Origin of the sequence: Frankia torreyi, from assembly GCF_000948395.1 — a bacterium.
GTDB lineage: Bacteria > Actinomycetota > Actinomycetes > Frankiales > Frankiaceae > Frankia > Frankia torreyi.
This window is the reverse complement of record NZ_JYFN01000002.1, coordinates 153,920-166,769: the sequence shown is the minus strand read 5'-3', so window position 1 is coordinate 166,769 and position 12,850 is coordinate 153,920. Positions and strand designations below refer to the sequence as shown.

General features: G+C 73.7%; 12 protein-coding genes and 5 pseudogenes. 11 read left to right on the top strand and 6 right to left on the bottom strand.

The window, feature by feature from the left end:
• Positions 1–435 precede the first annotated feature (435 nt).
• A complete protein-coding gene (locus FF36_RS01975) occupies positions 436–1,221 on the bottom strand; it encodes a phosphotransferase (protein ID WP_082121596.1) in 786 nt (261 codons plus the stop codon).
• A 222-nt stretch (positions 1,222–1,443) separates the two neighbouring features.
• Between FF36_RS01975 and FF36_RS01970 the strand changes: the two genes are divergently transcribed.
• The 3 genes from FF36_RS01970 (at position 1,444) to FF36_RS01965 (ending at position 3,487) form a co-directional block, all read left to right on the top strand.
• A complete protein-coding gene (locus FF36_RS01970; RefSeq protein ID WP_236705920.1) occupies positions 1,444–1,962 on the top strand; it encodes a GNAT family N-acetyltransferase in 519 nt (172 codons plus the stop codon).
• A 221-nt stretch (positions 1,963–2,183) separates the two neighbouring features.
• On the top strand, positions 2,184–2,678 hold the full coding sequence (locus FF36_RS35315; protein ID WP_157866917.1) for a hypothetical protein: 495 nt from the start codon (positions 2,184–2,186) through the stop codon (positions 2,676–2,678).
• Positions 2,679–2,797: 119 nt separating this feature from the next.
• Positions 2,798–3,487: a class I SAM-dependent methyltransferase gene (locus FF36_RS01965; protein WP_044883173.1), complete on the top strand. Its 690-nt coding sequence runs from the start codon at positions 2,798–2,800 to the stop codon at positions 3,485–3,487.
• 62 nt (positions 3,488–3,549) lie between these two features.
• Here FF36_RS01965 and FF36_RS01960 read toward each other — a convergent pair whose 3' ends face one another.
• Positions 3,550–4,194, bottom strand: coding sequence for a dihydrofolate reductase family protein (locus tag FF36_RS01960; protein WP_044883172.1), 645 nt, complete (start codon positions 4,192–4,194; stop codon positions 3,550–3,552).
• An 83-nt stretch (positions 4,195–4,277) separates the two neighbouring features.
• Between FF36_RS01960 and FF36_RS01955 the strand changes: the two genes are divergently transcribed.
• From FF36_RS01955 to FF36_RS01935, 6 genes and pseudogenes are all read left to right on the top strand, one after another.
• Positions 4,278–5,105 (top strand): MerR family transcriptional regulator, encoded by an 828-nt coding sequence (locus FF36_RS01955; RefSeq protein WP_044883171.1) that lies wholly within the window; start codon positions 4,278–4,280, stop codon positions 5,103–5,105.
• Positions 5,106–5,281: 176 nt separating this feature from the next.
• Positions 5,282–5,803 (top strand): annotated as a pseudogene (locus FF36_RS36805) (class I SAM-dependent methyltransferase); the annotation flags it as partial.
• An 11-nt stretch (positions 5,804–5,814) separates the two neighbouring features.
• A pseudogene (locus FF36_RS36800) lies at positions 5,815–6,145 on the top strand (class I SAM-dependent methyltransferase); the annotation flags it as partial.
• 170 nt (positions 6,146–6,315) lie between these two features.
• On the top strand, positions 6,316–7,413 hold the full coding sequence (locus FF36_RS01945) for an NAD(P)/FAD-dependent oxidoreductase (protein ID WP_044883169.1): 1,098 nt from the start codon (positions 6,316–6,318) through the stop codon (positions 7,411–7,413).
• Between the two features lie 75 nt (positions 7,414–7,488).
• Entirely contained in the window at positions 7,489–8,406 is a 918-nt protein-coding gene (locus FF36_RS01940) for an SDR family NAD(P)-dependent oxidoreductase (RefSeq protein ID WP_052680898.1), read from the top strand.
• 108 nt (positions 8,407–8,514) lie between these two features.
• On the top strand, positions 8,515–9,837 hold the full coding sequence (locus FF36_RS01935; RefSeq protein ID WP_044883168.1) for an alpha/beta hydrolase family protein: 1,323 nt from the start codon (positions 8,515–8,517) through the stop codon (positions 9,835–9,837).
• Here FF36_RS01935 and FF36_RS01930 read toward each other — a convergent pair.
• Positions 9,804–10,634: a helix-turn-helix transcriptional regulator gene (locus tag FF36_RS01930; RefSeq protein WP_052680897.1), complete on the bottom strand. Its 831-nt coding sequence runs from the start codon at positions 10,632–10,634 to the stop codon at positions 9,804–9,806. The genes FF36_RS01935 and FF36_RS01930 overlap by 34 nt on opposite strands.
• 26 nt (positions 10,635–10,660) lie before the next feature.
• On the opposite strand from FF36_RS01930, the pseudogene FF36_RS36795 reads away from it, so the two are divergent.
• Positions 10,661–11,087: pseudogene (locus tag FF36_RS36795) on the top strand (class I SAM-dependent methyltransferase); the annotation flags it as partial.
• 4 nt (positions 11,088–11,091) lie between these two features.
• Positions 11,092–11,443, top strand: a pseudogene (locus FF36_RS36790) (methyltransferase); the annotation flags it as partial.
• A gap of 50 nt (positions 11,444–11,493) precedes the next feature.
• Here FF36_RS36790 and FF36_RS01920 read toward each other — a convergent pair.
• The 3 genes and pseudogenes from FF36_RS01920 to FF36_RS01910 form a co-directional block, all read right to left on the bottom strand.
• Positions 11,494–11,790, bottom strand: coding sequence for an SAM-dependent methyltransferase (locus FF36_RS01920; RefSeq protein ID WP_063870308.1), 297 nt, complete (start codon positions 11,788–11,790; stop codon positions 11,494–11,496).
• 16 nt (positions 11,791–11,806) lie between these two features.
• Positions 11,807–12,010 (bottom strand): annotated as a pseudogene (locus tag FF36_RS35310) (TetR/AcrR family transcriptional regulator); the annotation flags it as partial.
• 150 nt (positions 12,011–12,160) lie between these two features.
• Positions 12,161–12,826 carry a class I SAM-dependent methyltransferase gene (locus tag FF36_RS01910; protein ID WP_044883166.1) on the bottom strand — a complete coding sequence of 222 codons (666 nt, stop codon included), beginning with the start codon at positions 12,824–12,826 and terminating at the stop codon, positions 12,161–12,163.
• Between the last annotated feature and the right edge of the window lie 24 nt (positions 12,827–12,850).

Here is a 12,850-nt window from a genome sequence, read left to right as displayed (position 1 = left end):
TCCCGATCCTGACGCCCGAGAAGGGAGGGTTATCGGGCGTCAGGATCGAGGCGGCGAGGCGGCCCGGAATCAGCAGCGATCCCCGCCGCAGCCGAGACCGCAGCACGCTCATTCGACCAGCTCGGCGTGGCAGCGGGCAGCACCGTGCTCATCAACGGGGCCTCCGGCAGCGTCGGGAGTGCCGCTGTCCAGCTCGCTGTGGAGCGCGGCGCACGCGTCATCGGCGCGCAGCGGACTGGCGTCCGCTTCAGCCGGGGCGATACCGGCCGCGCCACCTACGCGCTGGGCAGGTTGCTCGCAGGGCCGAAACGGGGCGATTCTCCATTACGCGCTGTGACAGGTCTGCCCGCTACCGCTACGGTTCCCGACGCGCGAGCGGCGTCGCGGCAGTTCCGGCAGCGAGGATCGGACGAGGATCGTCGCTGCGTGCCTGCGTCACACCGCCTCCCGGAGAACACGATCGAGCGCCGCCCGTCCCGCGGGCCCCCAGGTCGGCCTGCCGCCAGGAAGGCCCCGGTCTCCGTTCCGGCCCATCAGCATGAGGACCAGGCTTGTCAGGACAGCCAGCCCGCGGGCGCGCCGAATCGCCACGGCGTCCGCCTGCGCGTACACGTCGAAGAAGTGCGCGGCGGCGCCCGCAGGAAGCACCACCCAGGCGGCCGCGAGGTCCCACGCCGGATCGCCGGCGAACATGTCACCGAAGTCGATCACACCGGAGAGCGTCCCGTCCGAGACGGCGACATTCGCGGGATGAAGATCACCGTGCACCCACACCGGCGGACCCTCCCACTCGGGCACCGCAACGGCATCATCCCAGACGGCCCGGACACCGCCGGCAACGCCGGCAACGCCGCCGGGGACAACGACGTGAAAGAAACGGTCGAAGCCGTCCGTGCACTTCCTGGGATGAGCCCCACGGTCGGAACTGCTCGGCGCCAGCGCAGGCGCCTGCACGTGCAGCGCTCCGAGGAAGCCCGCCAGCGTGTCGGCCGCGTGATCGCCGCGGCTGATCGAGGTGGCGTCCAGCGGCTCGCCGGGAACCCACGTCATGATGGTCCAGGGCTCCGGGAAACGCGCGGACGGCGCACCGATCCGCACAGAATTCGGGACCGGCAGTGAAGGTGGGAGTGGTCGCAAGATCACGGTACCGGCCACCGGTACACCGAAGCGTCGCCCGCCTTGTTCTCGGGCCGTGACCAGTGCATGCCTCGGCTGGTTCATAGAACGAGCCGTACCAGGAGTGCAAGGAGAAGAGCCTCGCGGCCACCGAGGCCGACATCGACGCCGTCTCGGTGACTGTGCTTCGATCGTCTGGGAATCTCACCGCATTACGCTGCCAGGTGAGAACGGGGTTCGTCGTGGGTCGTCTGGGATCGGAACGTCGGGAGGGGCATCTGCCATGGCAGAACTCTTGCGGATGGTCCGGCCGGACGGCAGTGTCAGGTGCGTTTGTTGACCCGGCTGCGGGCGCTGGTGGCCGACGACTGGCCGGTGTGGCGCGCGCTGAGGCTGGCCGCGTTGGCCGACGCACCGCACGCCTTCGGCTCCCCGCTCGCGGACTGGCAGGGACCCGGCGACACGGTGCGACGGTGGCGAGCACGACTCGAGACGGTGGCCGTCAACATCGTCGCCGACCTCGACGGCCAGCCGGCCGGCATGATCAGCGGTGACCGGACCGGCGTCGACACCGTCGAGCTGATGTCCCTGTGGGTGGCGCCGGCGGCCCGAGGCCGCGGGGTCGGCGACCTGCTCGTCGCGGCCGTGGTCGCGTGGGCCGAGCAGGCGGGCGCCGACAAGGCCATGCTGAGAGTCCACCCGAGCAACCACCACGCGATCCTGCTCTACCAGCGCAGCGGGTTCACCCGGACCAGCGGGGCAGATACGGTCCCTGACGATGACCGGCCGGAATGGGTGATGCAGCGACCGCTGGCCGCCCGGCGCATCCGGCCAGGCGGCCAGTAAGGCGGCCCGGTCGCCGCGAAACGGCTCGAAAAGGCGCGGCGACCGTCCACGGCCGGGCGAGACGTCTCCGCGACCGACACCGCCCACGCCGGCCTTCTCGTCGACTGTCATGAAATCCCCGTACGGACGGCGACATCCTGCGCTTTGCTGATCTCAGCGTGCACAACAAACTATGCGCAACCGAGCGGGCCCTGCTCCAAACCTCGCGGCGCATAGATCTGATGGCAGGTCGAACCGTTTTCCTGGAGGACGATCGGGAACAATATTACGACTATGAAAGGAGAGACGGTGACCGTTACGAGAAGAGTACTGAGTCTTGGAGTTCTGATATTCGCAGTCTTCGCGATCGTCCTGGCAGGTACCACGACGCAGGCCGGGCCGCCCGGTGCTGCGGCGGGCGGCGGTCAGCGAAGCGGCGCCTGGAGCGGCGGCGGGCAGAGCGGCACCTGGAACAGCGGCCCGCAGGGCGGCGCCTGGAGCGGCGGCGGCCGGAGCGGCACCTGGAACACCGGCCGCCGGTAGGACGGCTCACCGCCGAGTTCGCCGCCGCCCTCGCCGCCGTGGACGCCGACCTGGGGACTGGTCGGCGCGACCTGGTCAGCACCGCGGTGCTGAACCTGGGCTGGGACGACGACGTCGCCTACGCCGCACAGCTCGACGCCGACGCGGTCGTTCCCGTCCTGCGCGACGGCGCGTTCACCGCCCTCGGCGGATGACCGGCCCCGGTGGGCGGCGCGCGGGCGCGTTGCCCACCGGGGCCGACCGGGAGGAGGCGCTCGGCCGGCCGCCGAAAAACGCGGTGGCAGGACGCTGCAGTCCATGGTCGGGTTGTCGCATGCGACCGCGCTACGACGACTTCGCCGACTGGTATGACGGTTTCGTGGCCAGGGGAGCGGGACATCCGGTCGCCCGCTCGGCCGACCGTCTGCTGGCCCGGCTGCTCGGTCCCGGCCAGGACCGTCTCTGCCTCGACCTGGGCTGCGGCGGCGGTGCGCACGCCCCCGCGCTGGCCGCCCTGGGCTGGCGGGTGATCGGCGTCGACGTCTCCGCGCGCCAGGTCGACTTCGCCCGCCGCCGGGGCGTCAGCGCCGTCGTCGCCGGCGCCGAGGAGCTCCCGTTCGCCGACCGGTCCCTCGACGCCGTCGCCACGATCATGACCACCACCGACGTCGACGACCTGCCCCCGATGTTCACCGAAGCCCACCGCGTGCTCCGCCCCGGGGGACGCCTGGTGGTCGTCGCCGCGCACCCCTGCTTCGGCGGTGTCTTCGTCGAACGCGACGACCACGGCTCCTGCACCGTCCATCCCGGCTACCGCCACCACCGGCGCGTCGAGGAACACCCACTGCTCGGCGACGGGATCCGCTCCCGCGTCGGGGTGGTCAACGTCCCCCTGCCGGTGCTGCTGAACGCGCTGACGGGCGCCGGGCTCGTCCTGCGGGAGACCGCCGAGGACGACGGTGACGACCCCGTCCCGAACCTGCTGGCGCTGGCCGCCACCCGGGCGGACCCCGGCGGCGGGTGAGCGGGCAGGCCCACCCGGCGCGGGCGGCGTCAGCCTGCCCTATGCCGACCCGGTAGCTCCCATCAGTCGTCGCGCCCGATACCGCGATCGGGGGCGGTCATGTCTCCCGTCCCGGGCGTGCCGTCGGCGAGCCCGTAGCGCAGGTACACGATGCCCTTCGGACTGGCGACCGGCGGGTCGAGGAGGGTGAGGTTCGTGGGCACCGCGCCACCGTCGAACACCTTCTTCCCCACGCCGAGCACGACCGGGTGCAGCCACAGGTCGAGACGGTCGAAGAGCTTCTCGCGCAGGAGGGTCTGCACCAGGTTCAGGCTTCCGACGACGTTGACGTGCTCGTGCCGGTCACGGATCTCGCGCACCGCGCCGGCCAGATCCGGGCCGAGCTGCGTGGACCCGGCCCACGACAGGGTGGGCGTGGCGCGCGAAGCCACGTACTTCGGGACGTTGTTGAAAAGCGTGGCGATCTCGTTGTCCTCGCCGCCCTCCTGGTGCGGCCAGTAGGCGGCGAAGATGTCATACGTCCGCCGGCCGAGCAGGAGGGCGTCCGTGCCCTCGTACGCGGCACCGACCTGCGCCCCGCCGACCTCGTCCAGCAGGGGCGCCTGCCAGCCGCCGAACGGGAACCCCACCGGATCCTCCTGCGGACCGCCGGGCGCTTGCCCGACGAGATCGAGGGTTGCGAACAGCTCGACGTGGATGAGGCCCATGCCCTGCTCCCGATGCGTTGGTGGTGTCCCGGTCGCCGACGGTTGACCCTGACACGGTGGCAGGCCGTAGACCGGTAGGTGTCATGTTCAGCATCGGAGACTTCGCCCGCCGCGGGCTCGTGTCGGTCCGCATGCTGCGGCACTACGACGCGCTCGGACTGCTGCGGCCCGCCCACGTCGACCCGGTCAGCGGCTACCGCTTCTACCAGGCCGACCAGTTCGCCAGGCTCAACCGGATCATCGCCCTGAAGGACCTCGGTCTCACCCTGACGCAGGTACGGGCGATCCTCGACGAGCAGGTGAGCGTCGCCGAACTGCGCGGCATGCTGCGGCTGCGGCAGGCCGAGCTCGCCGCGGCGATCGCGGCCGACACCGCACGGCTGGCCCGGGTGCACGCGAGGCTCCGCGCGATCGAATGCGAGGGACGCATGCCCACCGACGACGTTCTCATCAAGCGTCTGACCCCGGTCCGGGTCGCGGAGCTGGTCGCCACCGCCGCCAGCTACGCCCCCGAGAACATCGGACCGGTCGTCAGCGACCTGTTCGACGACCTGGTCGACCGGCTGGCCCGCGCCGGGGTGAGACCGACCGGACCCGCCGTCGCCTACTACACCGACGCCACCCAGGGCGCCGGCATGATCAGCGTCCACGCGGCCCTGCCGGTCGCGGCCGGGACCGACTCCCACCCTGACTTCGCGCTCGTGGACCTGCCCGAGGTTCCCGCCGCGGCCACCCTCGTCCACCGCGGGTCCATGGACGAGGTGGTCTCCAGCGGGCAGGCCCTGGCCGCGTGGATCGACGCCCACGGCTACCGGGCCGTCGGCTACCCCCGCGAGCTTTACCTCGCCTGCCCCCCGCACGCCCCCGAGCGGTGGGTGACCGAACTGCAGGAGCCGATCCTGGAATGCTGACGGCTGGAACGCCGACGGACTGATGCGGCCGGGAACCCGCACCCGGCGCGCTGCGTTGCGGCAGAGTCTCCCCGTGTGACCTCACTCGACCGGCGCGACCCGTGCCGTCACGCGCGTCCCCGACCCGACGACGCCCGTCCGACCCAGCCCGCAGGCGTCGCTGCGGGGGCGCGGCGATGACCGACACCGTGCCCCCGCAGCGACGCTACGCCGACGATGTGCTCGGCGGCCCCACCGACACCGAACGCGCCCGGCTGGCCGCCATGGCCGCGGTCTGCGACCCCACGACGATCCGCATCCTCGACGAACGCGGCGTCGGCGCCGGCTGGCGATGCCTGGAGGTGGGCGCCGGCGGCGGGTCGATCGCGGCCTGGCTCGCCGACCGCGTCACCGCCACCGACGCCGGCCCGGCTACCGACACCGACCCCGGGGCCGACCGCGCCCCCGGGGTCGGGCATGTGGTCGCCACCGACGTCGACACCCGCCACCTCGACAGCCTCGCCGGACCGCACCTGACGGTCCTGCACCACGACGTCACCCGCGACCCCGCACCCCCGGGCGGCCCGTTCGACCTCATCCACGCCCGGTTCGTCCTGGAGCATCTCCCCGACCGCGAGCACGTCCTGGACCGCCTGCGCGGCTGGCTGCAACCCGCCGGCGTCCTCGTCGTCGAGTCGATCGTCGGGTTCCCCCTCGACNCCNCNCCCCNCCCGCCGTTCCGCCAGGCCATGCGCAGCATCGACGAGGTGCTGGCCAGGACCATCGGCACCGACTCCGCCTGGGCGCGCGGGTTCCCCGCCCCCCTGCAGGCCCGCGGCCTGGTCGACGTCGGGGTGAGCGTGCACCTGCCGACCACGGGCGGCGCGGGCCCCTCCGCCCAGTGCTGGGCGCTGACCCTGACGCGGCTGCGCCCCCACATCCGCGAGCTGGGCCTGGCTTCCGACGACCTGCTCGACGAGGCCCTGGACTCCCTCGCGGACCCGGCGTTCTTCGACCTGTCGTTCGCCACGGCCATCGCCTGGGGCCGCGCCCCCGGCTAGCCGCGACGCAGGCAGGGCATCCGATCGTGGCCGCGCCGGCCGCGGCGATGGGTGCCCTGCCGCTACCAGCCTCCGCCCGGCCTTCCTGTCCCCGTGGCGGCCCCCGAGAGTCGGGGACGGCGCTCGGCAGCCGTCGAGCTCCGATTCCTGGCTGGTGGGAGAGGGACATCATGGGTCGAACGGTTGTGATCGTCGGCGGGGGTTATGGGGGTGCCGCGGTCGCCAAGGCGCTGGAGGCCGAGGCCGACGTCGTCCTGATCGATCCCCGGGACGCCTTCGTCAACGCCGCCGGGTCCCTGCGGGCGCTGACCCGGCCCGACTGGGCGGGCAACCTGTTCTTCCCCTTCGACACGCTGCTCACCCGGGGCATGGTGATCCGCGACCGCGCGGTCTCGGCGGACCCCGGCGGCGTCACCCTGGCCTCGGGCCGGCGCGTCGAGGCGGACCATCTGGTGCTGGCCACGGGCTCGAGCTACGCCTACCCGGCCAAGCCCGCCGCCGACTCCACCGGCGAAGCACGCGCCGACCTGCGCCGGACCCACACCGAACTCGCCGCCGCCGCTAGGGTCCTGATCCTCGGCGCCGGGCCGGTCGGCCTGGAACTGGCCGGGGAGATCACGGCGGTCTGGCCGCACAAGCACGTGACCATCGTCGACCCGGCCGCGCGGCTGCTGCCCGGCTTCCACCCGGAGATGATCAAGGATCTGCACCGCCAGCTCGACGACCTGGGCGTCCGGCTGCGCCTCGGCGCCGGGGTGAGCGCGCCGCCGACGACCAGGGCCGGCCGGACCGAGACCTTCACCGTCACCACCACCGGCGGAGAGGAGATCACCGCCGACATCTGGTTTCGCGCCTACGGCGTGCACGTCAACAGCGACTACCTCGCCGACGGCCGGCTCACCACGCTCACCGCGCAGGGCCAGGTGCCCGTCACCGAGACCCTCAACGTCCGCGGGCACAACCACGTCTACGCCGTCGGCGACCTCGCGGGCGTCGCCGAGGCCAAGATGGCCGGATACGCGGGGCAGCACGCCGAGGTCGTGGCGAGGAACATCACCGCCCGCCTGCGCGGCGAGCAGCCCACCGCCACCTACCGGCCCCTGCCTCACCCCATGATCCTGCTCCCGCTCGGCCCGCACGGCGGCGTCGGCCAACTGCCCACCCCCGACGGCCCGGCCGTCGTCCCGGCCACGACGGTGGCCCAGTACAAGGGCGCCGACCTGTTCACCGCCCGCTTCGTCGAACAGTTCGGCCCCACCGCCGCCTAAGGGGTTGGCCCACGGTTCCTGCTTGGCCCACGGTTCCTGCTTGGCCCACGTTCCTACGAGGAAAGGAGGTCCACGATGGCGGACAGGCTGGCAGGCAACGTCGCGATCGTGACCGGTGCTGGCCGCGGAGTCGGCGCGGCGTATGCACGAGCGCTCGCCGCCGAGGGCGCGAAGGTGGTCGTCAACGACCTGCGCGGCAACGCCGATCGCACGCCGACGGCGGCGCAGTCCGTCGTCGCCGGCATCGAGGCCGCCGGCGGTGTCGCCGTCGCCCACCATGACAGCGTGGCCGACTTCGACGGCGCCCGGCGCCTCGTCGAGACCGCGGTCGCACGCTTCGGCCGGCTCGACATCCTGATCGCGAACGCCGCGATCGTTCGCCCACGGTTCCTGCGTGACGCCGACGAACGGGACTTCACCGACGTGCTCGCCGTCGCCACCCACGGGACGTTCCACTGCCTCCGCCACGCCGTGCCCCATCTGATCGACGCCGGCGGCGGCACGATCATCGTGACCGGCGACCTGGTCAACGACGTCCACTTTCCGCGCAATGCCGCCTACCGGGCGGCGAAGGCGGCCAACGCCGTGCTGGCCAGCTACGCCGCCGAGGAGCTGCGCCCGTTCGGCATCAGCGTCAACGCGGTCAATCCCGGCGCGACCGCGACCGCCCTGCACGACGACTACGTCGCGAGCCTCGACGACCGCGCCGCGAGCTTCCTCGCCGAGCTTCGCACGCGCGTCGCCCCCACCGGCGGTGCGCCGCCGGCACCCGCAGCGCCCGAGACGGTGCCACCGCTGGGGATCTACCTGTGCACCGAGGAAGGCCGGCGCATCACCGGGCGTGCCTTCCAGCTCAACGGCACGAGGATCGGCCTGGCCACGACGCGCACCGAGATCTCCTACCTCGACGCCGACGGGCCGGCCGGATGGTCGACCGACGCGCTGGCCGCGCGCCTGCCCGCCTGGCTGGCCGGGGTGCGCGACACCGCCTGAGCGGGTCGTACCTGGGGTAGGCGCGCGGACGCGGNAGGGGGTGTCGCCTGACGGACTACCCGAGTTGCACGGTGGGCAACCGCAGCGGCACTTAGAGTGCGAGCAGTGATGGCAATCCTCCGCGCGGTGTCCCTCGCCGCAGCGATCCTCCTGCTCCCCGTCGCCGGCGCCGGCAGCGCCGCGGCGGCTGCGCCCCCGCAGGGAACGGCGTCCCCGCAGGGAACGGTGCCAAGGCAGGGAACGGCGCCGGTGGCGGGGCTGTCCCTGCCCCGCCCCACCGGGCCCCTCGCGGTCGGCCGGGACACGCTGCACCTGGTCGACCGCCACCGGCGTGACCCGTGGGTGCCCGGCGTCGCCCGCGAGCTGATGGTCGACGTCTACTACCCGGCGCAGGCCGCCACCGGCACCCCGGCCCGCTACGCCACGGTCGAGGAGATCCGCCGCTACCTGGCCGCGCTCGGCCTGGCCGACACCCTGCCCGTGCAGGCGCTGGCCGACACGCACATCGCCAGCCGCGTCGGGGCGCGACCGCTGCCCGGGCGCCGGGCGCTGGTGCTGCTGTCCCCGGGCCTGGGGGTGGGGCGCCGCTCGCTGACCGGGCTCGCCGAGGACCTCGCCAGCCGCGGACTGGTCGCCGCGACCGTCGACCACGCCTACGAGTCGGTCGGCACGGCGTTCCCCGGCGGGCGGATGCTGACCTGCGTGGCGTGCGACCGGATGCGCACCGACGCCGACTTCGGCGCCGCCAGCCGCGGGCGCGCCGCCGACCTGTCCTTCGTCCTGGACAGCCTCACCGGGGCGCACCCGGCGTGGCGCGGCGCGCAGCTCATCGACCCGGCGCGCGTCGCCGCGGTCGGGCACTCCCTCGGCGGGTCGGCGGCGGCGTCGCTGCTGCTGCACGACCGGCGGGTGCGCGCCGGGGTCGACATGGACGGCACCCTCGGCGAGCCGGTCGGTGCCGGCGGGTTCGGCGGGCGGGCGTTCCTGCTGTTCGGCGCGACGGCGGACCATCCCGGCAGTACCCCGGCAGCGGGGGAGGGCACGGCGGCGAAAAACGGCACGGCGCCGACGAGTGGCGTGACGGCGGGGGACGACGATCCGAGCTGGGCGCAGGCATGGGCGCACCTGGGCCCGCCGCGGCTGTGGCTCGACGTCGACGGCGCCGACCACTTCAGCTTCACCGACGATCCCGTCCTCGCCGACCAGATCCCGCTGCCCGCCGCCGCGGCCCCGTCTGCCCCGGCGCCGGGGCAGACGTTGACCGGACGGCAGGCGCTGGCGATCACCCGCGCCTACGTCGGGGCGTTCGTCGAACGCTGGCTGTGCGGGCGGACGCAGCCGCTGCTCGGCGGGCCGAGCCGGGCCTACCCGCAGGTGCGTGTCGTCGGCCGGGATCCTCAGCCCACCGCCGACGCCACCCGCCGGCGGTAGGCCGTCGGGGTATCGCCGGTGTGCTGACGGAAGGCGCGGGTGAAGGCGCTGGCGCTGTCGAAACCGACGGCGATCGCGACGTCGAGCACGGTGGGCCCGGGTTCGCTCAGCAGCGCCGCCGCCCGGGCCATCCGGCTGTGCAGCAGGTACTGGCGCCAGGTCAGGCCGGTGGAGGCGGCGAAACGCCGGCGCAGGGTGCGTTCGGAGACGCCCACCGCCCGGCAGACCGCGCCGATCGTGGCGGCGTGCGGGTGGCCCTCGGCGTGGCGCATGGCGGCGGCGGCGATCGGGTCGGTGCTGGTCGGCAGGCACAGCGGGGTCGCGGCGTCGAGTCCCTCGACGAGCAGACCGGACAGGGCGGTGAAGAAGGTGTCGGCGAGCGGGTCGCCGGCGCGGCGGCTGATCGGCCAGCGCACCGCGTGCATGATCATCTCGCGGATCGGGGCCGCCGCGGGCAGGATCCGGGCCCGGTCGGGCGCGAGGCCCATCATCTGGGGGTCCAGGAACACCGACACCGTGCGCACCCGCCGCAGGGTCGTGCGGTGGGCCAGGCCCGCCGGGATCCACAGGGCGTGCCGGGGTGGGAGCAGGTGGTGGGCGGCGGCGGTCTCGACCTCGACGGTGCCCTGCCAGGCGTACTCGATCTGGTCGAGGTCGTGGACGTGCCAGCCGGAGCTGACCTGCTCGCCGTCGTAGGCGTAGGTGCCGGCCCGGATCCGGTCGGCCGCGGTCGGGTCGGTCAGTACGACGCTGGCCGCAACGGGCGGATTGTCGACCGGACGCGCACAGACGGTCATAGCAGACCACACTACAAATAGGCGGTATGGATGCAACCGATCACGATGCGACGGTGCGCCGGTCCTTCACCCGGCAGACCGGGCTGTTCACCGGGGACGACGCGCTGTTCGCCGAGCGCCGCACGGCGCCGCTGCCCTGGCTGGAACCCCTCGACCCGACCATGATCGTTCTCGATGTCGCCTGCGGCGCCGGGCATGTCGCCGAGGCGGCCGCGCCGCGGGTGCGCCAGGTCGTCGGCGTCGACCTGACCGCCGCGCTGCTCGGGCTGGCCGCCGAACGCCTGCGCGCCGCCGGCATCGCCAACGTGCTGCTGCAGCACGGCCACGCCGCTGAGCTGCCGTTCCTCGACGGCTCCTTCGACGTGGTCGTCTGCCGCGCCGCGTTGCACCACTTTGCCGATCCGGCGGTCGCGGTCGCCGAGATGGCCCGGGTCTGCCGGCACGGCGGGCGGGNGGNGGTCGCCGACCTCGTCGCCCCCGACGCGCGGCTGCGCGGGCCGTTCGACGAGCTGCACCGCACGATCGACCCGTCGCATGCCGGGGTGCTGCTTGCCGACGAGCTCGCCGCGTTGTTGCGTGCCGCGGTCGGCCCGCTGGGCCGCCACGACACCGAGACGACCGCACCGTTCGCGGTGGCGGAGATGCTGACCGACGCCGGCGACCGCGACGGTGCCCTGGCCGTCCTCGCCGCCGAACTCGACGGCGGCCCGGCCACCGGATTCGCCCCGAGGCGCGTCGACGGGCAGATCCACGTCCAGTTCCCCGCGACCACCGTCGTGGCGACCCGCCGGGAGCAGGAGCCGGGCTAGTCACCCGAGCGGGCGGGCCCCTCGAGCCCGGTTGGGCCTCGCGGGCCAGGTCAGACCTTGCGGGCCAGGCCGCCATAGATGTTCACCGCCGCGTCGGTGAGCCCGGCGGGCACGTCGGCGTCGGGGCGCCAGCGGTGGACGAACACCACCCCCGGGTCGGGCAGCTCCAGCCCGGTGAACAGGCTCTCCGCCTCGGCGCGGCTGCGCAGCCGGGCGGTGATGGCGCGCTGACGGTAGCTGTCAGCGCAGCGTCGAGGACGGGGTCGCCGTCGCCGGTACCGCAGGTCGGCGTCGAGACGGTCCGACCCTGGCGTATCGGGACGCAGCGTCGGCGGCCGATCGCGCATCAACCCCACCCGATGATCATGCCGACGGGGTCGCGGGCGGGGTGAGTCCGAGGGAGACGACGAGGTCGATCAGGTCGGCGTGGTACAGGGCGGCGGGGTTGTTCGACACGGCGCGGACGTGGCCGTGGTTCTCCAGCGCCACCAGGCCGTGCATGCGACCCCACACCCGCAGCGCCAGCGCGACCACGCCGGGCGGCAGATCGGGCAGCGCCGCGCGGACCTTGGCCGCGTAGGCGTCGGGAAAATCCGACCACTGAACGTCGTCGGGCTGCGCCGCGCGGCCCGGCGGACCTGCCGGTCAGGGATGCCCGGCCGGTCAGGGGGTAGCCGACCGGTCAGGGGGTAGCCGACCGGTCAGGGATGCGACTGGTCAGGAGGCCGGCGGGCGGTGGGCGAGCAGGACGGCGCTGGGGAGCCGTTCGGTCGCGTCGGGCTCGCGTAGCAGCCGGGCGGACTCGACGAACCCGGCCGGGCGCAGCAGGCCGGCGATCGCCTCCGGCGACCAGCGGTGCGACGGGGTGACCAGGTGCGGATGCGGCTGGGGTGCCTCGGCGCCGGCGTCGGCGGCCTGGAAGGCCAGCAGCAGGTGGCCGCCGGGGGTGAGGACCCGGGCGAACTCGGCGAACAGCGCCGGCACCCGCGCCGGTGGGGTGTGGATGATCGAATACCAGGCGACGGCGCCGCCGAGGGCGCCGTCGGCGAGCGCGAGGTGGTGCATGTTCCCCACCTCGAAGCGTAGCCCGGGATGGTCGCGGCGAGCCAGCATGATCATCTGCGGGGACAGGTCGATGCCGAAGGCGTCCACCCCGAGCTCGCGCAGGTGCGCGGTGATGTGGCCGGGGCCGCAGCCGAGGTCGGCGACGGCGGCGGGCGCGCCGGTGGCGGTGGCGTGGGCGAGGACGAGTTCGGCGAACGCGCCCAGCAACGCCCGGTCCAGCGGACGCTGGGCCAGCATGCGGCTGAACAACTGCGCGTAGCGTTCGGCGACGCCGTCGTAGGCGTCGCGGGTCACGCGCAGATCCGGCTCCTCACCCATGGCCGATGATCGTAGTGAGTCCGG

Bases quoted from the DNA above. Each gene is read 5' to 3' on its own strand.
- FF36_RS01965 (WP_044883173.1), top strand. From the start codon at position 2,798: ATGCGACCGCGCTACGACGACTTCGCCGACTGGTATGACGGTTTCGTG.
- FF36_RS01955 (WP_044883171.1), top strand. From the start codon at position 4,278: ATGTTCAGCATCGGAGACTTCGCCCGCCGCGGGCTCGTGTCGGTCCGC.
- FF36_RS01960 (WP_044883172.1), bottom strand. From the start codon at position 4,194: ATGGGCCTCATCCACGTCGAGCTGTTCGCAACCCTCGATCTCGTCGGG.
- FF36_RS01935 (WP_044883168.1), top strand. From the start codon at position 8,515: ATGGCAATCCTCCGCGCGGTGTCCCTCGCCGCAGCGATCCTCCTGCTC.
- FF36_RS01920 (WP_063870308.1), bottom strand. From the start codon at position 11,790: ATGCGCGATCGGCCGCCGACGCTGCGTCCCGATACGCCAGGGTCGGAC.
- FF36_RS01940 (WP_052680898.1), top strand. From the start codon at position 7,489: ATGGCGGACAGGCTGGCAGGCAACGTCGCGATCGTGACCGGTGCTGGC.
- FF36_RS35315 (WP_157866917.1), top strand. From the start codon at position 2,184: ATGGCAGGTCGAACCGTTTTCCTGGAGGACGATCGGGAACAATATTAC.
- FF36_RS01945 (WP_044883169.1), top strand. From the start codon at position 6,316: ATGGGTCGAACGGTTGTGATCGTCGGCGGGGGTTATGGGGGTGCCGCG.
- FF36_RS01930 (WP_052680897.1), bottom strand. From the start codon at position 10,634: ATGACCGTCTGTGCGCGTCCGGTCGACAATCCGCCCGTTGCGGCCAGC.
- FF36_RS01975 (WP_082121596.1), bottom strand. From the start codon at position 1,221: ATGAACCAGCCGAGGCATGCACTGGTCACGGCCCGAGAACAAGGCGGG.
- FF36_RS01910 (WP_044883166.1), bottom strand. From the start codon at position 12,826: ATGGGTGAGGAGCCGGATCTGCGCGTGACCCGCGACGCCTACGACGGC.